Consider the following 24,558-nt stretch of genomic DNA (forward strand, 5'->3'; position numbering starts at 1 on the left):
CCATGGGGAGCTGGACGCTTCCTGACCCTACCTGGGTGGGTGGTGATTGAAACCCCTAGATCACAAAGACTGCGGGGTGTGTCCGATCTTCACCCTTGCGCTCTCCCTCACGTCAAGGGAATACCCACCCTTCGGCACCGGAAAGCCGCCGGTTGTATCGTCGAACCGGTCAACACCCGTCAGGGCTGGCTCCAATTGGTTCGGATACGCAGGAACGGCAGGACACATGACCGTGCAGCAGGACTCGCCGGGCGACAGTGACACGCAGGACCTGGAGGTCTGGATCGACCAGGACCTCTGTACGGGCGACGGCATCTGCGTGCAGTACGCCCCCGATGTCTTCGAGCTGGACATCGACGGCCTGGCGTACGTGAAGAGCGCGGACGACGAGCTGCTCCAGGACCCGGGGGCGACCACTCCGGTTCCGCTGCCGCTGCTCCAGGACGTGGTCGATTCGGCCAAGGAGTGCCCGGGGGACTGCATCCACGTGCGGCGCGTCAAGGACAGCGTCGAGGTGTACGGGCCGGACGCCGACTAGTCGGCCGGCCCTCGGTCCGGGTCACCCGGGCCGACCGCGCTCAGGCGCTCCGGGCGAGGTCTCCGGCGCTGCGGACGAAGGCGTTCCCCTGCCACCGCCAGGACACCTGTTCCTCCTGGTCGGGGCAGCAGCGGGGGATGTCCGGCGAGGAGTAGCCGAGCAGGGTCGCCGAGACGGCGCCGTCGCGCACGTCGAGCTCCTTGACCGTCGTACGGTCCGCGGGGTCCACCAGGGTCGCCACGACCCGGGGCGCGGCCCCGTTCGTCCGGGTCAGGACGTAGACGCCGGCGGGCGGGGTGCCCGATCCGGCGTCGCAGTGCGCCACGGCGACGGTTTCCGGCCGCCCGTCGCCGTCGAGGTCGCCGGTCGCGTGCCGGGCCACGGTCGTCCCGACCGCGCCGCACTCCAGCGGGAACCGCGCGTCGGCCGGGTCCGGGGCGGGCACGGGGGCGCCGCCTCGCGTGGTGGTCCGCTGCTCGGGGGCCGTGGCGGTCGCGGTGGCCGTACGGGGCTGGAGCAGCCCGGCCAGCGCGACGACTCCCGCCATCGCCGCGGCCGTGGCGAGCCAGTGCACCGGCTTGGCGGCGGTGTGGGCGAGGTCCGGGAGCGCGGGTGTCTGCACGCGGTACGTCTCCTGATGGTTCCTGGGAGCCCGTGGGAGGGGGAGCGCCCCGAGGGGTTGCCGGAATCGTGCCACACCTCACACCCGGGCGGAACGCCGGGGCCGACGGAAAAAGCGCCGCCGCGCGGCCCCCGGTCGGTCGGGGGCCGCGCGGCGGCGCCGGTGCGCGGGTCGGGTCAGCTGCCGGAGGCGGCGGCGCCGCCCCGGCTGTTGGGGCCCTCGTAGTCCTCGCCGTAGGCGCCCTTCGAGGGGCGGCGCCGACGCTGCGGCGGCTCGACACCGTCCGCGAGTCGGCGGGCGGTGACCAGGAAGCCGGTGTGGCCGATCATGCGGTGGTCGGGGCGGACGGCGAGGCCCTCCACGTGCCAGTTGCGGATCATCGACTCCCAGGGCTGCGGTTCGGCGAAGCAGCCGATCTCGCGGATGGACTCGACGGTGCGCGAGAGCTGGGTGGTGGTGGCCACGTAGGCGCAGAGGATGCCACCGGGCACCAGGGCCTTGGAGACGGCCTCCAGGCACTCCCAGGGGGCGAGCATGTCCAGCACGACCCGGTCGACGTCGGTGTCGGAGAGGTTGTCCTGGAGGTCGCCGACGGTCAGCTGCCAGGCCGGGTGCGGGGAGCCGAAGTAACGCTCGACGTTCTGCTGGGCGATCTCGGCGAAGTCCTCGCGGCGCTCGTAGGAGTGCAGCATGCCCTGCTCACCGATGGCGCGCAGCAGGAAGGTGCTGAGCGAACCGGAGCCGACCCCGGCCTCCACGACGCGCGCGCCGGGGAAGATGTCCGCGAAGGCCAGGATCTGGCCCGCGTCCTTGGGGTAGACCACGGCGGCGCCGCGGGGCATGGACAGGACGTAGTCGGGGAGCAGGGGGCGCAGCGCGAGGTAGGCGACGTTTCCCGTGGTGCGGACAACACTGCCCTCGGGAGCACCGATCAGCTCGTCGTGCTGGAAAGAACCCTTGTGGGTGTGGAAGTTCTTTCCGGCTTCGAGCGTGAAGGTGTAGTGGCGTCCCTTGGGGTCGGTGAGCTGTACCTGGTCCCCGACCTTGAAGGGCCCACGTCGGCGGGCGGCACCGGTCGGTTCAGACATGTGACCAGCCTACCGGTGATCTCGGGGCCTCCTGCCGCCCGTCCCCCGCGCCCGGAGGGCTCTCAGGAGCCGGGGCGGGCCATGGCCTTGACGAAGGCGCGCTCCACGTCGGCGGTGGAGAGGACGCCGTAGATCTCGCCGGTCTCCTCGACGACCAGGTACTCGGTTGCGGGGGTGGCCTTGAGCCGGTCGAGGAGGGCTTCGCCGGCCAGTTCGGCGGGGACCTTCATGCCGTCGGTGAGGTCCTGGGCGAGGCCGCTGACGGCGACCCAGGGGCGGCGGTGCTCGGGGACGCCGACGATGGCGGCCTCGCGGACGAGGGCCTTGGGGTTGCCCTGTCCGTCGACGACGACAAGGGCGCGGGCTCCGGCCTCGTTGGCCCGGCGGAGCGCTTCGGAGAGCGGGGTCGCGGACTCGACGGGGACGGCGCGGCGGGTCAGGGTGCGGGCCCGGAGGTCGGGCAGGTGCTCGCGCAGGCGGGCCATGCGGAGGCTGTTCCCGGCGCCGGTCCAGATGATTCCGGCGAGGATCGCGGCGAGCAGCGCGTCCATGACGGTCTCGACCCCGCCGATGTCCTGGGAGCCGCCGCCGAGGGTGCCGGTGTGGGTGAGCAGCGGCAGTCCGACCAGGACGACGACGGCGAGGCCGCGGCCGACCCAGGCGGCGGCGATGGTGCCGCTCATGGGCTTGCCGGTGATCTTCCAGACGACGGCGCGGAGCATCCGGCCGCCGTCCAGGGGCAGGCCGGGCAGCAGGTTGAAGGCGGCCACGATGAGGTTGGAGATCATGAGGCCGGCGAGGAGGACGCCGGGGACCGTGCCGGGCTCGACGAGTTGCATCGCGCCGTAGAAGACGCCGCCGAGGACCAGGGAGAGGAGGGGCCCGACGAAGGCGAGGACGAACTCGCGGCCGGGGGTCTCGCTCTCCTTCTCGATCTCCGATACGCCGCCGAAGAACTGGAGCTGGATGCGGCGGACCGGGAGCTTGTAGCGCAGGGCCGCGACCGTGTGGGCCAGTTCGTGGACGAGTACGGAGGCGTAGAAGGCGATCGCGAAGAAGAGGGCGACCAGGTAGCGGGCGGCGCCCAGCTCGGGCAGGACGCGGTCGAGCTGGCCGCCGAAGACCCAGGTGATCAGCGCGGCGACGACGAACCAGCTGGGGGCCACGTAGACGGGTACGCCGAAGGGGCGGCCCATGAGCAGGCCGCCGCCGGGCTCCGCGGGGCGTTTCGGCTTGCCGGGGCCGGCGCCGGGATCAGGGTCCCCTGCGCCGGGCTGCGGCCGCCCGCTGTCGCCGCTGTCGTCCACGGGTTCCCTTCGGTCGGGGTGTGTGGCCTGTGCCACGATCATGCACGTGCGAGGGTCTGCCGTCGATGGTATGCCGCTCGCTGTCGGTGGCGGGCCGTAGGGTCTGATGACATGACCTCCGTGCCGCGTCCGCCCCAGCCGCCGACCTCCCTGTCGCCGTCGCGGGCGAGCGATTTCATGCAGTGCCCGCTCCTCTACCGCTTCCGGGTGATCGACAAGCTGCCGGAGAAGCCCAGCGAGGCCGCTACCCGCGGCACCCTGGTCCATGCCGTGCTGGAGCGCCTTTTCGACGCCCCGGCGGCCGACCGTACGGCACCGCGGGCGCGGGCGCTGATCCCCGGCCAGTGGGACCGGCTGCTGGAGTCGCGGCCGGAGCTGGAAGAGCTGTTCGCCGAGGACGCCGGGGGCGAGCGGCTGGCGCGCTGGCTGGGCGAGGCGGAGGGTCTGGTGGAGCGGTGGTTCTCGCTGGAGGACCCGACGCGGCTGGAGCCGGCGGAGCGCGAGATGTCCGTCGAGACCGAGCTGGAGTCGGGGCTGCGGCTGCGCGGGGTGATCGACCGGGTGGACGTGGCGCCGAGCGGCGAGGTCCGGATCGTCGACTACAAGACGGGGAAGGCGCCCCGGCCGGAGTACGCGGACGGGCCGCTGTTCCAGATGACGTTCTACGCGCTGGTGATCTGGCGGCTGAAGGGTGTGCTGCCGCGCCGGCTCCAGCTGGTCTATCTGGGCAGCGGGGACGTGCTGACGTACGACCCGGTGATGGCGGATCTGGAGCGTGTGGAGCGCAAGCTGATGGCGCTGTGGGACGCGATCGCGCGGGCGACGGAGACCGGTGACTGGCGGCCGCGGCCGACGAAGCTGTGCGGCTGGTGCGACCACCGGGCGCTCTGTCCGGAATTCGGCGGCACTCCCCCGGTCTATCCGCTGCCGGTCCGCCCGGCGGACGCGGACGAGGGCGGTCAGGGCAGAATGGGACCGGTCCGGGCCGAGGCCGGCCGAGCCGTGGCCCTTGAGGGCCCTTAAGGAGTTTCCTGTGGCGATCCGCGTCCTTCTGGTCGACGACCAGCCTCTGCTGCGCACCGGTTTCCGGATGATCCTGGAGGCGGAGGGCGATCTGGCGGTGGTCGGCGAGGCCGGCGACGGTCTGCAGGCGATCGACCAGGTGCGGGCACTGCAGCCCGACGTGGTGCTGATGGACATCCGGATGCCGCGGATGGACGGGGTGGAGGCGACCCGTCAGATCACCGGTCCCGGGAAGGACGGCCCGGCGAAGGTGCTGGTGCTGACCACCTTCGATCTCGACGAGTACGTGGTGGAGGCGCTGCGGGCCGGGGCGAGCGGCTTCCTGCTCAAGGACGCCCCGGCGGCCGAGCTGGTGCAGGCGATCCGGGTGGTGGCGGCGGGCGAGGCGATGCTCGCGCCGAGCATCACGCGGCGGCTGCTCGACAAGTACGCGGACCACCTGCCCTCCGGTGAGGAGCCGGTCCCGGACGCGCTGCACACGCTGACGGACCGTGAGCTGGAGGTGCTGAAGCTGGTGGCGCGGGGCCTGTCCAACGCGGAGATCGCGGCCGACCTGTTCGTCAGCGAGACGACGGTCAAGACGCATGTGGGCCATGTGCTCACGAAGCTGGGCCTGCGGGACCGGGTGCAGGCCGCGGTGTACGCGTACGAGAGCGGGCTGGTGCGCCCCGGCGCGCAGTAGCGGCCCCCGCGCCCGCCGAGCCGTCCGGCCCGTCGCCCTCCAGTGCGGAGGGTGGCGGGCCGGAGGGTTCTCGGGGCTCAGGCGTTGGGCCGGTTGAGTTCCCAGAGCTGCAGTTCGGAGGTGGCGCTGACGGACCGCTCGACACCGGCGATGCCGTCGCGGGAGGCCACGTACTGCTTGCCCTGCCAGATCGGGAGCACCGGCACGTCGTCGGCGACGATGTCCTGGAGCTTCTCGTAGGCGTCCGCGGCGGCGGTGCGGTCGGCGGCGCGGCGGGACTGCGGGATGAGCACCTTCTCCGCCTCGCGGGAGCGGTAGGGCGAGTTGAGGAAGTTGTTGGCGTCCAGGAAGGGCGCCGTGTAGTTGTCCGGGTCCGGGAAGTCGGGGAACCAGCCCATGCCGTAGGCGGCGTAGTCGCCGCGCTTCTGCTCGGGGCGGTACGTCGACCACTCCTCGCCCCGGACGGAGACCTTGAAGAGGCCCGAGGCGTTGAGCTGCTGCTGGATCGCCTTGAACTCCTCGGCGGTGGCCGGGCCGTAGTGGTCGCTGGTGTAGTGGAGGGTGAACTTCACCGGCGTCTCGACCCCGGCCTTGTCGAGGATCTTCGCGGCCTTGGCGGTGCTGGGTTCGCCGTACTTGTTGAAGAAGGCGTTGGTGTGCCCGGCGATGCTGGACGGGATGAGCGAGTAGAGGGGTTCGGCGGTGGTGCCGTAGACCTTGCCGGCGATCTGGCCGCGGTCGATGATCTGCGCCATGGCCTGCCGTACCGGCTTGGTGACCACCGGGTCCTTGGTGTTGAAGCCGAGGTAGCTGATGGCGAGGCCGGGCAGTTCGGTGAGGTCGACGCCCTCCTTCGGCGACACGAGCATCTCGTGGGCCTGCTCGGGCGACATGGCCCGGGTCATGAGGTGGATCTTCTTCTCGTCGAGCGCCTTGCCCATGGCGCCGGTGTCGGGGAAGAGGTCCATCTCGACCTTGTCGTTGAGGACCTTCAGCTCGCCCTTGTACGAGGGGTTCTTCTCGAAGGCGATCCTGACGACGCGGCCGTCCTCGACCTCCGGCTTCATGGTGTACGGGCCGGAGCCGTCGACCTGGAACCCCTTGCGCGCGGCCTTCGCCGGGTACTGCGCCTTCGGGACGATGCCGGCGGCGGGGGTGGCGAGCTTGTACGGGAAGGTCGCGTCGGGCGTCTTCAGGTGGAAGATCACCTGGTCCTCGCCCTTGGTCTCGATCATGTCGATGTTGGCGAGCAGGCCGACCGGACCGCTCTCCGCGTCGATGTCGATGACGCGCTGGACGGAGTGCTTCACGTCCTCGGCGGTGACGGGCGTCCCGTCGGCGAACGTGAGGCCCGACCGCAGGGTGCAGCGGTAGCTCTCGTTGGCGGTGTCGGTGAAGGCGCAACTGCGGGCGGCCTCGGGCACCGGCTCGCCGCCGCCGTTGGGCACGGTGGTGAGGGTCTGCACGGTCTGGCGCAGGACGTTCCAGACGCCCGCCTCGTAGCCGATGGCCGGGTCGAGCGGCGCGGGGTTCTCCTGGGAGGCCACGAGCTGATCCGTGGTGCCGACGACGATGGCACCCTTGCCATCGGCGCCGCTGTCCGTGCCGCCGCACGCGGCCAGCACGGGGGCGAGCAGGCCGACGACGGCCGGCAGCACCAGGGTCTTGCGCTTCATCTGGACGTTCTCCCTCATCCCGGCAGGTGAGGAATCAACGCTAGTAGCCGTGGCCCGGCGCCCCTGACGGTCCGGCGGGCGGCCCGCGCTCCCCCGACTCCGGGTCGGCAGATCATACGATCACCATTACGGACAGATCATCTGATCATGACGCCCTTGCAGGGGGTTCCACGTGAGGAAGGTCACCGTTCCCCCCTCTTCACAGATGCGCCTCCCGGATGATCCACATCCACGGAACGTCACCGGAACGCGCACGGGCTCAGCAGAACGTCCGCCGTTCGTTCACAAGTGCCCGCTCAGCCCGTCCCGGTGATGAGCTTCCGCAGGAAGGCCAGATCGACGTCCTCCAGCGAGCCGACCACGACGCGCCCGACCGCGGGGGCGATGGGGGCGACGGACGGCACCGCGACGACCCGGCAGCCGGCGGCCTCGGCGGCGGCGACCCCGGTCGCGGTGTCCTCGATGACCGCGCAGCGCCAGGGTTCGGCGCCGAACCCGGCGGCGGCGGTGAGGTAGGGCTCGGGGTGGGGCTTGGTCCGGGCCACCTCGTCGCCGGCGACCGTGAGCGCGAAGTGGTGGTGGCCCACCGAGTCCAGCACCCGGTCGATGATCCGGCGGTGCGAGGCCGAGACGAGCGCGGTGGGCACCTCGTGGACGGCCAGTTCGGCCAGCAGCCGCTCGGCGCCCGGCATCAGCGGGACGCCCCGGCTGATGCGGCTCTCGAACCCGTCGTTGAGCAGCACGGTCAGCTCGTCCAGCCGGATGTCGGCGCCCGTGGCGTCGATGAGGTAGCCGGCGCTGCGGGTCATCGGGCCGCCGACGACCACGTCCCGCCAGGACTCCTCCAGCCGGTGCCCGAGGCCCGCGAAGACCTCTTTCTCCACGTCCCACCAGAAGCCCTCGGTATCGACCAGGGTTCCGTCCATGTCGAGAAGGACCGCCTGCAGGGCGGCGCCTTCGGCCGTGCGGGTCAAGGACGCGGGGACCGTACTGGTCATCCGGCACACCTTCCGTAGAGGGACGAGAAGGCCGGCCGCCGTTCCCACGGGTGGGAGGGCGACCGGCCTGCGCTGGACCGACCAGTGTACGACGTCTCGGGCCGCGGTGCGCGAAGGGCGCGGGGCCACGGCCCGAACACCGGGTTACCGGGCGTTGAAGTACTTCGCCTCGGGGTGGTGGATGACGAGGGCGTCGGTGGACTGCTCCGGGTGGAGCTGGAACTCCTCCGAGAGGTGCACGCCGATCCGCTCCGGCTGGAGCAGCTCGGCGATCTTCGCCCGGTCCTCCAGGTCCGGGCACGCACCGTAGCCGAGGGAGAACCGCGCGCCCCGGTACTTCAGCGCGAACATGTCCTCGACGTCCGCCGGGTCCTCCCCCGCGAAGCCCAGCTCGGCGCGGACGCGGGCGTGCCAGTACTCGGCCAGCGCCTCGGCGAGCTGGACGGACAGGCCGTGCAGCTCCAGGTAGTCGCGGTAGGAGTTGGCGGCGAACAGCTCGGCGGTGGCCTCGCCGATCCGGGAGCCGACGGTGACGATCTGGAGGCCGATGACGTCCCTCTCGCCGGACTCCTCCGGGCGGAAGAAGTCCGCGAGGCAGAGGCGGCGGCCCCGGCGCTGACGCGGGAAGGTGAAACGGGTGCGCTCGGAGCCGTCCTCGTGGAGGAGGATCAGGTCCTCGCCCTTGGAGACGCAGGGGAAGTAGCCGTAGACGACGGCCGCCTCCAGGAGGTTGTTGGACTGGAGGTGGTCGAGCCAGCCGCGCAGGTGCGGCCGGCCCTCGGTCTCCACCAGCTCCTCGTACGTCGGTCCGTCGCCGGTCCTGGCCTGCTTGAGGCCCCACTGGCCCTTGAACAGGGCGCCCTCGTCCAGCCAGGAGGCGTACTCCTTGAGCGGGATGCCCTTGATGACGCGGGTGCCCCAGAACGGCGGCTCGGGGACGGGGTTGGTGGTGGAGACGTCCGAGCGGACCGAGCCCTCGGGCTCCTCGACCGCCGGCACGGGGACGTCCTTCTTGGGGACGCGGCGCTGCTTGAGCTCGGGCAGGGCCGCGCCCGGCACGCCGCGCTTGACGCCGATGAGCGCGTCCATGAGGCGCAGGCCCTCGAACGCGTCGCGGGCGTAGCGGACCTCGCCCTCGTAGATCTCGTGGAGGTCCTGTTCGACGTACGCCCTGGTCAGCGCGGCGCCGCCGAGGATGACCGGGAAGTCGGCGGCCATCTTGCGCTGGTTCAGCTCCTCCAGGTTCTCCTTCATGATCACGGTGGACTTCACCAGGAGGCCGGACATGCCGATGACGTCGGCGCGGTGCTCCTCGGCGGCCTCCAGGATCGCGGAGACGGGCTGCTTGATGCCGAGGTTGACGACGTTGTAGCCGTTGTTGGAGAGGATGATGTCGACGAGGTTCTTGCCGATGTCGTGGACGTCGCCGCGGACGGTGGCCAGCACGATGGTGCCCTTGCCCTCGTCGTCGGACTTCTCCATGTGCGGCTCCAGGTGGGCCACCGCGCTCTTCATGACCTCGGCGGACTGGAGGACGAAGGGAAGCTGCATCTGGCCGGAACCGAACAGCTCGCCGACGACCTTCATGCCTTCCAGCAGCGTGTTGTTGACGATGTCGAGGGCGGGGGTGTCCTGGAGCGCCTCGTCGAGGTCGGCCTCCAGGCCGTTCTTCTCGCCGTCGATGATGCGGCGCTGGAGCCGCTCGTCCAGCGGGAGGGCCATCAGCTCCTCGGCCTTGCCCGCCTTCATCGACTTCATGTTGACGCCCTCGAAGAGCTCCATGAGCCGCTGGAGGGGGTCGTAGCCCTCGGCGCGGCGGTCGTGGATCAGGTCGAGGGCGACCTTGACCTGCTCCTCCTCCAGCCGGGCGATGGGCAGGATCTTGGAGGCGTGGACGATCGCGGAGTCCAGGCCGGCCTTGACGCACTCGTCGAGGAAGACGGAGTTCAGCACCACGCGGGCGGCCGGGTTGAGGCCGAAGGAGATGTTCGAGAGGCCGAGCGTGGTCTGGACGTCGGGGTGGCGCTTCTTCAGCTCGCGGATGGCCCCGATGGTGGCGATGCCGTCGCCCCGGGACTCCTCCTGACCGGTGCAGATGGTGAAGGTCAGGGTGTCGATGAGGATGTCGGACTCGCGGATGCCCCAGTTGGCGGTGAGGTCCTCGATGAGCCGCTCGGCGATGGCGACCTTGTGCTCGACGGTGCGGGCCTGGCCCTCCTCGTCGATGGTCAGCGCGATCAGGGCGGCGCCGTGCTCGGCGGCCAGGGCGCTGACCTTGGCGAAGCGGGAGTCGGGGCCGTCGCCGTCCTCGTAGTTGACCGAGTTGAGCACGGCCCGGCCGCCGAGCATCTCCAGACCGGCGCGCAGGACGGGCAGTTCGGTGGAGTCCAGCACGATCGGGAGGGTGGAGGCGGTGGCGAAGCGGCCGGCCAGCTCGGTCATGTCGGCGACGCCGTCGCGGCCCACGTAGTCGACGCAGAGGTCGAGCATGTGCGCGCCCTCGCGGATCTGGTCGCGGGCCATCTCCACGCAGTCGTCCCAGCGGGCCTCCAGCATGGCCTCGCGGAACTTCTTGGAGCCGTTGGCGTTGGTGCGCTCCCCGATCGCCAGGTAGGCGGTGTCCTGGCGGAACGGGATGTGCTGGTAGAGGGAGGCGGCGCCGGGTTCGGGGCGCGGTTCGCGCTCGGTCGGCGTCAGCCCGCGGGCCCGCTCGACGACGGCCCGCAGGTGCTCGGGGGTCGTACCGCAGCAGCCGCCGATGAGGGAGAGGCCGTAGTCCCGGACGAAGTGCTCCTGGGAGTCGGCGAGCCCCTCGGGGCCGAGGGGGAAGTGCGCCCCGTCCTTGGTGAGGACGGGCAGCCCGGCGTTGGGCATGCACATCAGGGGCGTACGGGAGTGGCGGGCGAGGTAGCGCAGGTGCTCGCTCATCTCGTCCGGGCCGGTGGAGCAGTTCAGGCCGATCAGGTCGATGCCGAGGGGTTCCAGGGCGGTCAGGGCCGCGCCGATCTCGGAGCCGAGGAGCATGACGCCGGTCGTCTCGAAGGCGAGCGAGCAGATCAGGGGGACCTGCACGCCGAGGGCGTCCATGGCCCGGCGCGCGCCGATGATGCTGGACTTGGTCTGCAGCAGGTCCTGGGTGGTCTCGACGATCAGCGCGTCGGAGCCGCCGGCGAGGAGTCCCTCGGCGTTCCGCTGGTAGCCGTCGCGCAGGACGTCGTACGTGATGTGGCCGAGCGAGGGCAGCTTGGTGCCGGGGCCGATCGAGCCGAGGACCCAGCGCTGGCGGCCGTCCTTCGCGGCGAACTCGTCGGCGACCTCGCGGGCGATCCGGGCGCCGGACTCGGAGAGCTCGTGGATGCGGTGGGCGATCTCGTACTCGTTGGCGGCGGAGTGGTTGGCGCCGAAGGTGTTGGTCTCCACGCAGTCGACGCCGACCGCGAAGTACTCCTCGTGGACCGAGCGGACGATGTCGGGCCGGGTGATGTTGAGGATCTCGTTGCAGCCTTCGAGGTTCTCGAAGTCCTCCAGCGTGGGGTCCTGTGCCTGGAGCATGGTGCCCATCGCCCCGTCGGCCACCACCACGCGGGTGGCGAGTGCCTCTCGGAGCGCGTCTGCGCGGGTCCGGCTGTCGGCGGCGGATGTCGGCAACGAGGCCATGGATGATCTCCCAGGGATGCGACGGCTGTCGGCTTTGCGTCCTTCTCGGGGAAGGCGCACCCCGCCAGCCTAGCCCGACCGCCTCCGGGGCCGTCGGCGCGTCCGAACGGCGGACCGCATGCTGTGCGGGTGCCGTGCGAGGGGCGCGGTGGCGGAGACTTTCCCCCGGAGTCCGGCGGAGGTCGGCATCGACCGATAGTGTTCAGCATTGTCGAACCGAGGTGGAGGAGTACGGCGCGATGGCCAAGAACATCCAGTCGCTGGAGCGGGCGGCCGCGATGCTGCGTCTACTGGCGGGCGGCGAGCGCCGGCTCGGGCTTTCCGACATCTCCTCCGCCCTGGGGCTGGCCAAGGGCACCGCGCACGGCATCCTGCGCACCCTCCAGCTGGAGGGGTTCGTCGAGCAGGACGCGGCCTCGGGCCGCTACCAGCTGGGCGCGGAGCTGCTGCGTCTGGGCAACAGCTATCTGGACGTCCACGAGCTGCGGGCGCGCGCCCTGGTCTGGACGGACGACCTGGCGCGCTCCAGCGGGGAGAGCGTCCACCTCGGGGTGCTGCACCAGCACGGCGTGCTGATCGTCCACCACGTCTTCCGGCCCGACGACAGCCGCCAGGTGCTGGAGGTCGGGGCGATGCAGCCGCTGCACTCCACGGCGCTGGGCAAGGTCCTGTCGGCGTACGACCCGGTGGCCCACAGCGAGGTCATGGAGGCGGAGCGCCGGTCCTTCACCGGGCGTACGGTCACCGCCTCCGACGATTTCGAGGCGATGCTCGACCTGGTCCGCGCCCAGGGCTGGGCGGCCGACGCCGAGGAGACCTGGGAGGGCGTCGCCGCCGTGGCCGCGCCGGTGCACGACCGGCGCAGGATGCCGGTCGGAGCGGTGGCCGTGACCGGTGCGGTGGAGCGGGTGGCGCCGGGCGGGGCGCTGCGGCCCGAGCTGATCGCGGCCGTACGGGACTGCGCCCGCGCGGTCTCCCGGGACCTGGGCGCCGGGCGCTTCTGACGCGGCCGGGGACAGCTCCGGCGACGCCCTGACACCTGCGGTGGGACGGCCCTGACGTCTGCGGTGAGGCGGCTCTGACGCATCCGGCGAGGCAGGGGCCGCCCGTGCCCGAACCGCGGACCGCCGCGTATCCGGCCCGCCGCGCGTCCGGGCTCACGGAAGCGCCGAGGCCCCGCCGGGGAGCCGGCGGTCACCTCACGAGCGGGAACCCGCCTCCGGGCGAGCCGCCGCCCCCGCCCCCTCCACACGTGCGGTAACGATCGCGTCGCGCACCGAGTCCTGGACCACACAACCCTTGACGCTTCCTTCACTCGGGGGAAACACTGCCGTTCAACGGTCGGCATTGTCGAACGCCTAACGGCAATACGCGTTAGGGTGTGACAGTGCCAAGGGCCGGTCAAGCCCTTACAGGTGGGCTGCCCACGCTTCGTGGATACCCATCTGGGGCGCGGAACACCGGCGGGACCGGTGGTCCGCTCTCCCCTGGACGAAGGACAAAGGAGTCGCGGGTGTCCAGCTCCGACATTTTCATCGGCGAGACCATAGGTACCGCCGTACTCATCCTGCTCGGCGGCGGTGTCTGTGCCGCCGTCACGCTGAAGAGCTCCAAGGCCCGGGACGCGGGCTGGCTCGCCATCACCTTCGGGTGGGGCTTCGCCGTGCTGACCGGCGCCTACCTCGCCGGCGGCGTATCGGGCGCCCACCTCAACCCGGCGGTCACCGTCGGCCTGGCCATCCAGGGCGGTACCGAGTGGGGCGACGTGCCGCTCTACCTGGGCTCCCAGTTGCTCGGCGCGATGATCGGCGCCCTGCTGGTCTGGGCGGTCTACTACGGCCAGTTCCACGCCCACCTGACCGACCCGGAGATCGTCGGGACGAAGTCCACCGACGAGGGCATGGTCGACCGGGCCGCCGCCCCGAAGGCGGGCCCGGTGCTCGGGATCTTCTCCACCGGTCCGGAGATCCGCAACGGCGTGCAGAACGTCGTCACCGAGATCATCGCGACGGCCGTGCTGGTCCTGGCGATCCTGACCCAGGGCCTCAACGACGAGGGCAACGGCATCGGCGTGCTCGGCGGGCTGATCACCGCCCTGGTCGTGGTCGGCATCGGCCTCTCGCTCGGCGGCCCGACCGGCTACGCCATCAACCCGGTCCGCGACCTCGGTCCGCGCATCGTGCACGCCCTGCTGCCGCTGCCGAACAAGGGTGGTTCGGACTGGGGCTACGCGTGGGTACCCATCGTGGGTCCGCTCGTCGGCGGCGCACTCGCCGGCGGGCTCTACAACCTCGCCTTCGCCTAGAGACCCCTTCATCACCCCACAGACCTCCGGGAGCACACCGTGACCGACGCACACACCACCGGCACCCACGGCACCGGCCCGTTCATCGCGGCCATCGACCAGGGCACCACCTCCAGCCGCTGCATCGTCTTCGACAAGGACGGCCGGATCGTCTCCGTCGACCAGAAGGAGCACGAGCAGATCTTCCCGAAGCCCGGCTGGGTCGAGCACGACGCGGCCGAGATCTGGGAGAACGTCCAGGAGGTCGTCGCCGGGGCCATCGTCAAGGCCGGCATCACGTCCGCCGACGTCAAGGCGATCGGCATCACCAACCAGCGCGAGACCACCCTGCTGTGGGACAAGAACACCGGTGAGCCGGTGCACAACGCGCTGGTCTGGCAGGACACCCGTACGGACGCGCTCTGCAAGGAGCTCGGCCGCAACGTGGGCCAGGACCGTTTCCGGCGCGAGACCGGGCTGCCGCTCGCCTCGTACTTCGCCGGCCCCAAGGTCCGCTGGCTGCTCGACAACGTCGAGGGGCTGCGCGAGCGCGCCGAGGCCGGCGACATCCTCTTCGGCACCATGGACTCCTGGGTCATCTGGAACCTGACCGGCGGCACCGACGGCGGCGTCCACGTCACCGACGTGACCAACGCCTCCCGCACCCTCCTGATGAACCTGCACCGGATGGAGTGGGACGAGAAGATCCTCTCCTCCATCGGCATCCCCGCCGCCGTGCTCCCCGAGATCCGCTCCTCCGCCGAGGTCTACGGCAACGCCAAGGGCGGCATCCTCGACGGCGTGCCCGTCGCCTCCGCGCTGGGCGACCAGCAGGCCGCGCTGTTCGGCCAGACCTGTTTCGCCGAGGGCGAGGCCAAGTCCACGTACGGCACCGGCACCTTCATGCTGATGAACACCGGTGGCACCCCGGTCAACTCGTACAACGGACTGCTCACCACCGTCGGCTACCAGATCGGCGACAAGCCCCCGGTGTACGCCCTGGAGGGCTCCATCGCGGTCACCGGTTCACTGGTGCAGTGGATGCGCGACCAGATGGGCCTGATCAAGTCGGCCGCCGAGATCGAGACGCTGGCCTCCTCGGTCGAGGACAACGGCGGCGCCTACTTCGTGCCCGCCTTCTCCGGTCTCTTCGCCCCCTACTGGCGTCCCGACGCCCGGGGCGTGATCGCCGGTCTCACCCGCTACGTCACCAAGGCGCACATCGCCCGTGCCGTCCTGGAGGCCACCGCCTGGCAGACCCGCGAGATCAGCGACGCCATGACGAAGGACTCCGGCGTCGAGCTGACCGCGCTCAAGGTCGACGGCGGCATGACGTCCAACAACCTGCTGATGCAGACGCTCTCCGACTTCCTGGACGCGCCCGTGGTGCGCCCGATGGTCGCCGAGACCACCTGCCTCGGCGCCGCCTACGCCGCCGGTCTCGCCGTCGGCTTCTGGCCGGACACCGACGCGCTGCGCGCCAACTGGCGCCGGGCCGCCGAGTGGACACCCCGCATGGACGCGGACACCCGTGCCCGCGAGTACAAGAGCTGGCTCAAGGCCGTCGAACGGACCATGGGCTGGATCGAGGACGAAGAAAGCTGACGAGGAGCATCACCATGACCACCCTGCAGAGCGTTCCCGCCCTCGGAACGCACCCGGCCTCCGGCTCGCTGCCGAGCCGCGCCGAGACCCGGGACCAGCTGTCCCGGGCCACGTACGACCTCCTGGTCATCGGCGGCGGCATCCTGGGCATCTCCACCGCCTGGCATGCCGCGCAGTCCGGGCTGCGGGTGGCACTGGTGGACGCCGGCGACTTCGCCGGCGCCACCTCCTCCGCCTCCTCCAAGCTCCTCCACGGCGGTCTGCGCTACCTCCAGACCGGCGCGGTGAAGCTGGTCGCGGAGAACCACTTCGAGCGGCGCGCGGTCTCCCGCGAGGTGGCCCCGCACCTGGCCAACCCACTCACCTTCTACCTGCCCGTCTACAAGGGCGGCCCGCACGGGGCCGCCAAGCTCGGCGCGGGCGTCTTCGCCTACTCCGCGCTCTCCGCGTTCGGCGACGGCGTCGGCCACGTCATCTCCCCCGCCAAGGCCCAGCGCGACGTCCCCGAACTGCGCACCGACAACCTCAAGGCCGTCGCGGTCTACGGCGACGACCAGATGAACGACGCCCGCATGGCGCTGATGACGGTCCGCGCGGCCGTCGACGCCGGCGCGGTCGTCCTCAACCACGCCGCCGTCACGGGCCTGCGCTTCACCCGGGGCCGGGTCACCGGCGCGGACCTGAAGGACAGCACGGACGGTACGGAGTTCGGCGTCACCGCCCGCCTCGTCCTGAACGCGACCGGCCCCTGGGTCGACCACCTGCGGAAGATGGAGGACCCGAACGCGGCCCCCTCGATCCGCCTCTCCAAGGGCGCGCACCTGGTCCTCAAGCGGACCCGGCCGTGGCGGGCGGCGCTGGCCACCCCGATCGACAAGTACCGCATCACGTTCGCGCTGCCGTGGGAGGACATGCTGCTCCTCGGCACGACGGACGAGGAGTACGAGGGCGACCCGGCGGACGTCGCGGTGACCGAGGCCGACACGGCGCAGATCCTCGACGAGGCGGCCTTCTCGATCAAGGACCAGCAGCTCTCGCGCGACCTGATCACGTACTCCTTCGCGGGTCTGCGCGTCCTGCCCGGCGGGCCCGGCGACACCTCCAAGGCCAAGCGCGAGACGGTCGTCACCGAGGGCCGCGGCGGGATGCTGTCGGTCGCGGGCGGCAAGTGGACAACCTTCCGCCACATCGGCCGCACCGTCATGAACAAGCTGGCCGCCCTCCCGGGCCACCCGCTGGCCGAGGACATGGAGCCGATGAACCGGCTGCCGCGCAAGCTCCCCCTCCCCGGCATCGCCAACCCGAACGCGGTCGCCCACCGGCTGCTGGTCGACGGCCCCGCGCCCGGCCCGCGGATGGCGCCGGACACCGCCCGCCACCTGGCCACCCACTACGGCTCGCTCGCCTTCGACATCGCCCGCCTCGCCAACGAGCACCCGGAGCTGGCCGAGCGCGTCCACCCGGACGCCCCGGAGATCTGGGCCCAGGTCGCGTACGCCCGGGACCACGAGTGGGCCGAGACGGCGGACGACGTGCTGCGCCGCCGGACCACGCTGACGATCCGCGGCCTGGCGACGGACGACGTCCGCGAGGGCGTGGAGAAGCTGCTGGCCGACCGCGACTGACCCACCGACCACCCCCCACGGGTACGGCGAACGGGGGCGGCCTCCGCACGGAGACCGCCCCCGTTCGCCGCGTCCGCGAGCCCCCGTTCGCCGCGCCGGCCCGCGCCCGGGCGCCCCTCTCCCCGTGCGGGCGGGCGTCCGGACGGGTGCCACACTCCCGCCATACGCGCGCAATACGGCGCGGGGACAGTGGAGTTCATGAAATTCTCCGTGCTCTCCCTGATCGGACACGACCCGCACCCGCTCACCGGCGACATCGTCCCGGCCGCCGACCGGTTCCAGGAGGTGATCGACACCGCGACGGTCGCGGAAGAGCTCGGCTTCGACGCGTACTCCGTCGGCGAACGGCACGCCGGGGCCTTCCTCTCGTCCAGTCCGGGCGTGGTGCTGGGCGCGATCGCCGCCCGGACGAGCACGATCCGGCTGCTCACCGGGGTGACCGTCGTCGCGATCCTCGACCCGGTGCGGGTGGCGGAGGACTTCGCGACGCTCGACCAGATCTCCCGGGGCCGGATCGAACTGGTGGTGGGCAAGGGCGCGGAGGCGGGCCACTTCGCCCTCTTCGGGCTCGACGAGGAGCGGCAGTGGGACCTCCAGAAGGAGAAGTACGAGCTGCTGCGGCGGCTGTGGAGCGAGGAAGGCGTCGACTGGGAGGGCGAGTTCCGGCCACCGCTGAAGAACGTGACGACGGTGCCGCGCCCGTACGCTGGGGTGCCGCGCGTCTGGCACGGCTCGGCGACCAGCCTCAACTCCCCCGAACTGGCGGCCAAACACGGCGACCCGCTGTTCACGGCGAACGCGATCCAGCCGCGCGAGGCGTACGCGAGGCTCATCGCCCACTACCGGGAGCGGTTCGAGGCGTACGGGCACGATCCGGCCGGCGCCCGGGTGGCGGCGGGCTCGGGCGGGCTGCTCGTCGCGGACAGTTCGCAGGCGGCGGTGGCGCGGTACAAGGACTTGTACGAGGCGCGGGTGCGGCAGACCTTCAAGCCGCATCTGGAGGGCAGGGCGGGGTACAACACCCCGTTCCGCACGATCGAGGAGGCGATCGAGGGCGGCCCGCAGCTGATCGGCAGTCCGCAGCAGATCATCGACAAGATCCTCGGCTGGCACGAGGTCTACCGCCACGACCTCCAGTCGATCACCGTGGACGGCTTCGGCCTCGGGCGGGCGGAACAGGTGGAGACGCTCCAGCGGTTCGCGGAGGAGATCGCCCCGGTGGTACGGCGGGAGGCGCCGTCCTCGCCGCTGTTCTGACGGGGCGCCGGACCGTCATGGGGACGCCGGGCCGCCGAACGCGCGGTGCATGATGCACGGTTCGGCGCGCTGATCCACTCCTGCTGGCAGGGTTCACCCGGCCGTGCGGGAGGGCTGCGGCCGGGGGCCCCGGAAGCCGTAAGGTTGCTCCGTACGCATGGAGTCAGCGGAAGGAGGCCCGGGTGATCGAGCTCGAGTCGGTGCCCGAGCTGGTCGACCCGGTCATGGTGGCCGCGTTCGAAGGCTGGAACGACGCCGGGGACGCCGCCTCCACAGCGGTCGCTCATCTGGACCGGGAGTGGAAGGGCGAGGTGTTCGCGGCGCTGGACGCCGAGGACTACTACGACTTCCAGGTCAACCGGCCCACGGTGTGGCTGGACGGCGGGACGCGGAAGATCACCTGGCCGACGACGCGGCTGTCCGTGGTGCGGGTGGGCGGCGAGAAGCCCCGGGACCTGGTCCTGGTGCGCGGTATCGAGCCGTCGATGCGCTGGCGGTCGTTCTGCAACGAGATCCTCGGCTTCGCCCATGAGCTGGGCGTCGAAATGGTCGTCATCCTGGGCGCGTTGCTCGGGGACACGCCGCACACCCGGCCGGTGCCGGTGAGCGGGGTCACCTCCGACGCGGACCTGGCGCGGACAATGGACCTGGAGGAGACCCGGTACGAGGGCCCCACGGGCATCGTCGGTGTGCTCCAGGAGGCGTGCACGCACGCCGGGGTGCCGGCGGTCAGCCTGTGGGCGGCGGTTCCGCACTACGTGTCGCAGCCGCCGAACCCCAAGGCGACGCTGGCCCTGCTGAACCGCCTGGAGGATCTGATCGGTCTGCGCATCCCGCTGGGCGAACTGCCCGAGGACGCGCGGGCCTGGCAGGTCGGCGTGGACCAACTGGCCTCCGAGGACAGCGAGGTCGCGGAGTACGTGCAGACGCTGGAGGAGGCGCGGGACACCGCGGAGCTGCCCGAGGCGTCCGGCGAGGCCATCGCCCGGGAGTTCGAGCGCTATCTGCGGCGGCGGGACGGCGGCCCCGGGCAGGGCCCGGGCGGCCACGCCACGGAGACGGGTGACGTGCCGTATCTGCGGGACACCGCGAGCGGCCGGACCCGCCCGCCGAAGCCGCCGCGCCCGGAGACGGGCCGGAGCAGGACCGCCGACGACGACCCGGGCCCCAAGGGCTCCGACGAGGCGTCCGACGGCGGGGCGGGCAGGCCCGGCGAGGCGTCCCACGGCGGACCGGGCAGCTTCGGCGAGACGGACGGGCCCGGTGAAGCAGGCGGATCCGGTGAAGCGGACGGGCCCGGTGGGCCGGGGACCGACTCCGCCGGCGGCCCGGACCGTCCCGAGGAGGACTGACCGCACAGCCCGCGCCGGAGCGGACCGGTCGGAGCGCCGTACGGGGAGACGATCCCGTGCGGCGCTCCGGTGCGTGGAAGCCCGGGTCCGGCTCAGGCGCGGCGAGGTATTCAGCGCGACGTGGAGCATGTCGCCGAGGATGAAAGGAACCGGCCCCGGACTTCGTGGAGAAGTCCGGGGCCGGTTCGAGCCGACCGGGCGCGGCCGCTACAGCGCGACCCCCAGCAGGGCGTCGACCGTACGGGAGACGAGGCCGGGCGCACCCTCGTCCGTGCCGCCCTCCGCCCCCTGGAGCGCGGCCCAGCGGTCCACCGCGGCCAGCGCGGCGGGGCTGTCCAGATCGTCCGCGAGGGCCGCGCGGACCTCCTCGACCAGCGCGTCGGCGGACGGCCCGTCGGGGCGGGAGACGGCGGCACGCCAGCGTGCGAGGCGCTCAACGGCGTCGGCCAGAACCTGGTCGGTCCACTCCCAGTCGGAGCGGTAGTGGCGCGAGAGCAGGGCGAGCCGGATGGCCGCGGGGTCCACGCCGTCGCGGCGCAGCGCCGAGACGAAGACCAGGTTGCCGCGCGACTTGGACATCTTCTCGCCGTCCAGGCCGACCATGCCGGCGTGGACGTACGCCTGGGCGAACGGGTGCTCGCCGGTCAGCGCCTGGGCGTGCGAGGCGCCCATCTCGTGGTGCGGGAAGGCCAGGTCGGAGCCGCCGCCCTGGATGTCGAAGCCCATACCGAGGTGGTCCAGCGCGATGGCGACGCACTCGATGTGCCAGCCGGGGCGGCCTTCGCCCAGGGAGGCCCCGTCCCAGCTCGGCTCGCCCGGGCGGGCGGCCATCCAGAGCATCGGGTCGAGGGGGTTCTTCTTGCCGGGGCGCTCCGGGTCGCCGCCGCGCTCGGCGGAGAGCAGCCGCATGGCCTGGGCGTCCAGCCCGGAGACCTCGCCGAAGTGCGGGTCGGCGTCGACGGAGAAGTAGACGTCGCCGTCCAGGTCGTAGGCGGCGCCCGCGTCCCGGAGGCGTTCGACGAGGGGCACGATGCCCGGTATCGCCTCGACCGCTCCGATGTAGTGCCGCGGGGGCAGCATCCGCAGGGCGGTCATGTCCTCGCGGAAGAGCGCCGTCTCGCGCTCCGCGAGCTCGGTCCAGTCCTGGCCGTCGCGCACGGCCCGCTCCAGCAGCGGATCGTCCACGTCGGTGACGTTCTGGACGTAGTGGACCTGCCGCTTGGTGTCGAGCCACACGCGCTGAACGAGGTCGAACGCGTTGTAGGTCGCCGCATGACCCATGTGGGTCGCGTCGTACGGCGTGATGCCGCAGACGTAGATGCGGGCGACGGGACCGGGGTCAAGGGTGATCCGTCCGCCGGTCGCGGTGTCGTGGATCCGAAGGTCGCGGCCCTTGCCGGGCAGGGCGGGGACCTCAGAAGCGGGCCAGGCATGCATGCCATGAGCGTAACCGGATGATGCTTCCGGATACGAACCGGATCCGTAATCCTGTCCGAAGAGGCACTCTTGCGAGAACCGCCGGCGTGCGGCAGCAGCCGGGCGCCGACGGTCAGACCGGCGGCCACGGAATGGGCGGCCACTGCCCGCTCGGCTGCGGGTGCACACCGCTCCCGACCAGCCCGGCGACCCGCTCGCGCAGGGCCTCCAGCTCGGCGGCGGTGATGAGTTCGGCCATCCGGGTGGCGAGGTCGCTCCCCGGCGCCAGCCGGGCGGCGAGCCGCTCCAGCACCTGGCGGGCCTCCTCGGTCAACGGCTCGCCCGCCCATCCCCACAGCAGGGTCCGCAGCTTGTCGTCCGCGTTGAAGGTGACCCCGTGGTCGATCCCGAAGAGCCCTCCGCCGGGCGCGGGCAGCAGATGGCCGCCCTTGCGGTCACCGTTGTTGATCACCGCGTCGAGCACGGCCAGCCGCCGCAGCCGGGGGTCGTCGGCGTGCACCAGGAGCGCGGTCCTGCCCTCCCCCACGTCCGCGAGGCCCACCGCCTTCCAGCCGTCGCCCGGCTCCTCGTCCTCGACGAGCGCCAGCAGCGGGGGCGGCTCCTCGTCGGCGGCGGGGCCGTCGATCCAGAGCTGGCACATGCCCGGCCCGTACGGTCCCTCCCGCAGCACGGTGGGCGGCACCAGGTCCCAGCCGGTCGCCCGGGAGATCTCGTAGGCCGCCACCTCCCGCTGGGCGAGCGTGCCGTCGGGGAAGTCCCAGAGCGGCTGCTCCCCCGCGACCGGCTTGTAGGCGCAGGTGCGCTCCTCGCCCTCGTACGCCACCGTGCAGTGCAGCACCGCGTTGGACGCCCCGCCGACCTGCCCGAGGACGGTGAGCGTGCCCTCGGTGAGCAGGGTGAGCAGCCCGGGGTCGGTCAGGCTCCGCGACGGTATCCGTTCTGGCGCGGGCATACGTGTCCTTCCGGATCGAGCGGCAGGCTGCACAGCGGGCACGGCGGGCGGCCGGCGTTGACCACGTCCAGGGCCCGCTTGGCGAACGCGCGGGCCTGGGCGCCGCTGAGCCGCACGCGGAGCATCGGCGGGCCGTTCTCCTCGTCCTGGAGGAGCTTCTCCTCGGCCTCCGCGAGATCGTCCTCGGAGTCGGCGTCGAGCTCGACGAGGGCCTGCGCCTCGACGATCATGCGCTGCTCCTCGCCGTCCCAGGCCAGGGCCATGGTGCCGACCCGGAACTCCTCCTCGACGGGCACGTCGAGCGGCGCGGTGTCGGTCACGTCGGTGGGGGCCACGGCGGGCACCGGGGAGTTGCCCCCGGTGCGGCGCACCACCTCGTCGAGCAGTTCGTCGATCCGCTCGGCGAGGGCGGCGACCTGGGTCTTCTCCAGGGCCACGCTGGTGACCCGGCCCTGCGAGGACGCCTGCAGGAAAAACGTACGACGGCCAGGCAACCCGACCGTACCGGCCACGAATCGGTCCGGTGGGTCGTAGAGGAACACCTGACGGGACACGTCCTGCTCCCTTGAGCTTCGATGGTGGTTGGGCGGCGCTACGGCGCGTCCACCCTACTGCCCGGAGCGATCACGGCGCGCCCGCGCCGCCGCCGACCTCTCCGTCCGCCGCGCGGTCCCCCGAGGGGGAGGCGGCGGCGTCCGCCCCGACCGGGTTCCCGCGCGGCGCCAGGGCGGCCAGGTCGCCGGTGTCGCCGAGCCGCAGGAGGAAGGGGCGCAGCCGGGTGTAGCGGATCGCGGTGACCGAGCAGGGATCGACGTGGACGCGCTGGAAGAGGTCCAGGTGCATGCCCAGCGCGTCGGCCACCAGGGACTTGATGATGTCGCCGTGCGAGCACATGACGTACGTGGCGTCCTCGCCGTGCGCGGCCTCGACGCGCCCGTTCCAGTCCCGTACGGCGTCGACGGCGCGGGCCTGCATCGCGCGCATGGACTCGCCGCCGGGGAAGGCCGCGGCGGAGGGGTGCTGCTGCACGACGGACATCAGGGGCTCGTCGGCCAGCTCGGCCAGCTTCCGGCCCGACCAGTGGCCGTAGTCGCACTCGCTGATCCGGTCCTCGGTGTGCAGCGGGAGGTCCGGGCGCGCGTCCAGGAGCGGCTGGAGCGTCTGCCGACAGCGCTCCAGCGGGCTGCTGACGGCGAGCACCGGGGCGAGGGCGGAGAGCCGGGCGGGCAGGGCCGCGGCCTGCTCGGCGCCGCGCTCGTCGAGACCGACGCCGGGGGTGCGGCCGGCGAGCACTCCGGCGGTGTTGGCGGTGGAACGTCCGTGGCGTACGAGGATCAGCGTGGGCATACCCGCCAGCGTAGAGGGCCGGGAAAGGTGCGTGAGGGGCGGTTCTGGGGGAAGAATGCCCGCCGTGATCGTGGACTGCGCCATCTACCGGGACGGACGCCGCACCGAGCGGCCCCGTGACTTCTCCGACGCCCTCGACGAGGCACGGGCCTCGCACGACGCGTTCCTGTGGATCGGGCTGCACGAGCCGACCGAGGAGGAGTTCGACCTCGTCCGCGCGGAGTTCGCCCTGCACCCGCTGGCCGTGGAGGACGCGCTGCGGGCGCATCAGCGGCCGAAGCTGGAGGTGTACGACGACTCGCTGTTCGCCGTGCTCAAGCCGGTCGTCTACGAGCCGGAGAGCGACACGGTCAGCGCCGACGAGCTGATGGTCTTCATCGGCGACGCGTTCGTGGTGACGGTCCGGCACGGCGAGGGCGCCCCGCTGGCGGCCGTGCGCCGCCGCCTGGAGGCCGAGCCCGAGGTGCTGAAGCACGGCCCGACCGCCGTGCTGTACGCGATCAGCGACGCGGTCGTGGACCACTACATGGACGTGGCCGGGGAGCTCCAGGTCGACCTGGAGGAGCTGGAGACGGAGGTCTTCGCTCCGGCCGGCTCGGGCGACTCGAAGAACACCGCCGCCCGTATCTACACCTTCAAGCGCCAGGTACTGGAGTTCCGCCGGGCGGCCGGTCCGCTGACGGGCCCGATGGCCCGGCTCGCGGGGGCGGGCGTGCCGTTCGTCCACGACGACGCGCAGCCGTTCTTCCGGGACGTCGCCGACCATCTGACGCGCGCCAACGAGCAGGTGGAGGGGCTGGACCGGCTGCTCTCGGACATCCTGTCGGCGCATCTGGCGCAGATGGGGGTGCGGCAGAACGACGACATGCGCAAGATCTCCGCCTGGGCGGCCATGGCCGCCGTCCCCACGATGGTGGCGGGCATCTACGGCATGAACTTCGACCACATGCCCGAGCTGCACTGGCCGTGGACGTATCCGGCGGTGGTCGGTCTGGTGGCCGTGTCGATGGTCGGCCTGCACCGGCTGTTCAAGCGGCGCGGCTGGCTCTGAGGGGCCCGCGGCCCGCGCGGCGTGGCGGGCGGTCGCGTTCCCCGGGGCGCCCGGGAC

At 71.9% G+C, this 24,558-nt stretch carries 20 protein-coding genes; 10 read left to right on the forward strand and 10 right to left on the reverse strand.

Translation table 11 applies throughout. From position 1 onward, the window contains the following. Nucleotides 1-226 precede the first annotated feature (226 nt). Complete coding sequence (locus tag IF19_RS0116880) at nt 227-538, forward strand: ferredoxin (RefSeq protein WP_030114145.1); 312 nt, start codon at nt 227-229, stop codon at nt 536-538. Between the two features lie 40 nt (nt 539-578). Here IF19_RS0116880 and IF19_RS0116885 read toward each other — a convergent pair whose 3' ends face one another. The 3 genes from IF19_RS0116885 to IF19_RS0116895 form a co-directional block, all read right to left on the reverse strand. After that, nucleotides 579-1,160, reverse strand: a complete 582-nt coding sequence (locus IF19_RS0116885; protein ID WP_030120524.1) for a hypothetical protein — start codon at nt 1,158-1,160, stop codon at nt 579-581. Nucleotides 1,161-1,336: 176 nt separating this feature from the next. Beyond that, nucleotides 1,337-2,248 (reverse strand): tRNA (adenine-N1)-methyltransferase, encoded by a 912-nt coding sequence (locus IF19_RS0116890; RefSeq protein WP_030114147.1) that lies wholly within the window; start codon nt 2,246-2,248, stop codon nt 1,337-1,339. A 62-nt stretch (nt 2,249-2,310) separates the two neighbouring features. Beyond that, nucleotides 2,311-3,555, reverse strand: coding sequence for a site-2 protease family protein (locus IF19_RS0116895; protein ID WP_030114148.1), 1,245 nt, complete (start codon nt 3,553-3,555; stop codon nt 2,311-2,313). 177 nt (nt 3,556-3,732) lie between these two features. Here IF19_RS0116895 and IF19_RS0116900 point away from each other — a divergent pair, with 177 nt between their 5' ends. Beyond that, complete coding sequence (locus tag IF19_RS0116900) at nt 3,733-4,578, forward strand: RecB family exonuclease (RefSeq protein ID WP_030114149.1); 846 nt, start codon at nt 3,733-3,735, stop codon at nt 4,576-4,578. A 10-nt stretch (nt 4,579-4,588) separates the two neighbouring features. Beyond that, nucleotides 4,589-5,260 carry a response regulator gene (locus tag IF19_RS0116905; protein ID WP_030114150.1) on the forward strand — a complete coding sequence of 224 codons (672 nt, stop codon included), beginning with the start codon at nt 4,589-4,591 and terminating at the stop codon, nt 5,258-5,260. A 77-nt stretch (nt 5,261-5,337) separates the two neighbouring features. On the opposite strand, the gene IF19_RS0116910 is transcribed toward IF19_RS0116905, so the two are convergent. From IF19_RS0116910 to metH, 3 genes are all read right to left on the reverse strand, one after another. After that, nucleotides 5,338-6,936, reverse strand: a complete 1,599-nt coding sequence (locus IF19_RS0116910) for an ABC transporter substrate-binding protein (protein WP_030191961.1) — start codon at nt 6,934-6,936, stop codon at nt 5,338-5,340. A gap of 296 nt (nt 6,937-7,232) precedes the next feature. Beyond that, the gene (locus IF19_RS0116915; protein ID WP_030114153.1) at nt 7,233-7,934 is read right to left on the reverse strand and encodes an HAD family hydrolase; all 702 of its coding nucleotides are present in this window, start codon (nt 7,932-7,934) and stop codon (nt 7,233-7,235) included. 144 nt (nt 7,935-8,078) lie between these two features. After that, nucleotides 8,079-11,591, reverse strand: a complete 3,513-nt coding sequence (gene metH / locus IF19_RS0116920) for a methionine synthase (protein ID WP_030114154.1) — start codon at nt 11,589-11,591, stop codon at nt 8,079-8,081. Between the two features lie 239 nt (nt 11,592-11,830). On the opposite strand from metH, the gene IF19_RS0116925 reads away from it, so the two are divergent. The 6 genes from IF19_RS0116925 to IF19_RS0116950 all read left to right on the forward strand — a co-directional run bounded on the left by IF19_RS0116925 (nt 11,831) and on the right by IF19_RS0116950 (nt 19,714). Further along, a complete protein-coding gene (locus IF19_RS0116925) occupies nt 11,831-12,595 on the forward strand; it encodes an IclR family transcriptional regulator (RefSeq protein ID WP_030114155.1) in 765 nt (254 codons plus the stop codon). Nucleotides 12,596-13,104: 509 nt separating this feature from the next. After that, nucleotides 13,105-13,896, forward strand: coding sequence for an MIP/aquaporin family protein (locus tag IF19_RS0116930; RefSeq protein WP_030114156.1), 792 nt, complete (start codon nt 13,105-13,107; stop codon nt 13,894-13,896). 39 nt (nt 13,897-13,935) lie between these two features. Beyond that, a complete protein-coding gene (glpK, locus tag IF19_RS0116935; RefSeq protein WP_030114157.1) occupies nt 13,936-15,480 on the forward strand; it encodes a glycerol kinase GlpK in 1,545 nt (514 codons plus the stop codon). A gap of 14 nt (nt 15,481-15,494) precedes the next feature. Next, complete coding sequence (locus IF19_RS0116940; protein ID WP_030114158.1) at nt 15,495-17,105, forward strand: glycerol-3-phosphate dehydrogenase/oxidase; 1,611 nt, start codon at nt 15,495-15,497, stop codon at nt 17,103-17,105. A gap of 198 nt (nt 17,106-17,303) precedes the next feature. Further along, nucleotides 17,304-18,362: an LLM class flavin-dependent oxidoreductase gene (locus IF19_RS0116945; RefSeq protein ID WP_030114159.1), complete on the forward strand. Its 1,059-nt coding sequence runs from the start codon at nt 17,304-17,306 to the stop codon at nt 18,360-18,362. 182 nt (nt 18,363-18,544) lie between these two features. Next, the gene (locus IF19_RS0116950) at nt 18,545-19,714 is read left to right on the forward strand and encodes a PAC2 family protein (protein ID WP_078580641.1); all 1,170 of its coding nucleotides are present in this window, start codon (nt 18,545-18,547) and stop codon (nt 19,712-19,714) included. A 207-nt stretch (nt 19,715-19,921) separates the two neighbouring features. Here the strand turns inward: IF19_RS0116950 and mshC are convergent, their stop codons facing one another. The 4 genes from mshC to IF19_RS0116970 all read right to left on the reverse strand — a co-directional run bounded on the left by mshC (nt 19,922) and on the right by IF19_RS0116970 (nt 23,450). Beyond that, nucleotides 19,922-21,151, reverse strand: a complete 1,230-nt coding sequence (gene mshC, locus IF19_RS0116955; protein WP_030114161.1) for a cysteine--1-D-myo-inosityl 2-amino-2-deoxy-alpha-D-glucopyranoside ligase — start codon at nt 21,149-21,151, stop codon at nt 19,922-19,924. Nucleotides 21,152-21,263: 112 nt separating this feature from the next. Then, nucleotides 21,264-22,103: an SCO1664 family protein gene (locus IF19_RS0116960; RefSeq protein WP_030114162.1), complete on the reverse strand. Its 840-nt coding sequence runs from the start codon at nt 22,101-22,103 to the stop codon at nt 21,264-21,266. Continuing rightward, the gene (locus IF19_RS0116965; RefSeq protein WP_030114163.1) at nt 22,067-22,657 is read right to left on the reverse strand and encodes a DUF3090 domain-containing protein; all 591 of its coding nucleotides are present in this window, start codon (nt 22,655-22,657) and stop codon (nt 22,067-22,069) included. Before IF19_RS0116965 ends, IF19_RS0116960 begins: the two co-directional genes overlap by 37 nt. A gap of 70 nt (nt 22,658-22,727) precedes the next feature. Then, nucleotides 22,728-23,450, reverse strand: coding sequence for a histidine phosphatase family protein (locus IF19_RS0116970; protein WP_030114164.1), 723 nt, complete (start codon nt 23,448-23,450; stop codon nt 22,728-22,730). 55 nt (nt 23,451-23,505) lie between these two features. Here IF19_RS0116970 and corA point away from each other — a divergent pair, with 55 nt between their 5' ends. Continuing rightward, on the forward strand, nt 23,506-24,501 hold the full coding sequence (gene corA / locus IF19_RS0116975; protein WP_030114165.1) for a magnesium/cobalt transporter CorA: 996 nt from the start codon (nt 23,506-23,508) through the stop codon (nt 24,499-24,501). Nucleotides 24,502-24,558: the final 57 nt, after the last annotated feature.

Source organism: Streptomyces californicus, from assembly GCF_000717645.1.
GTDB lineage: Bacteria > Actinomycetota > Actinomycetes > Streptomycetales > Streptomycetaceae > Streptomyces > Streptomyces californicus.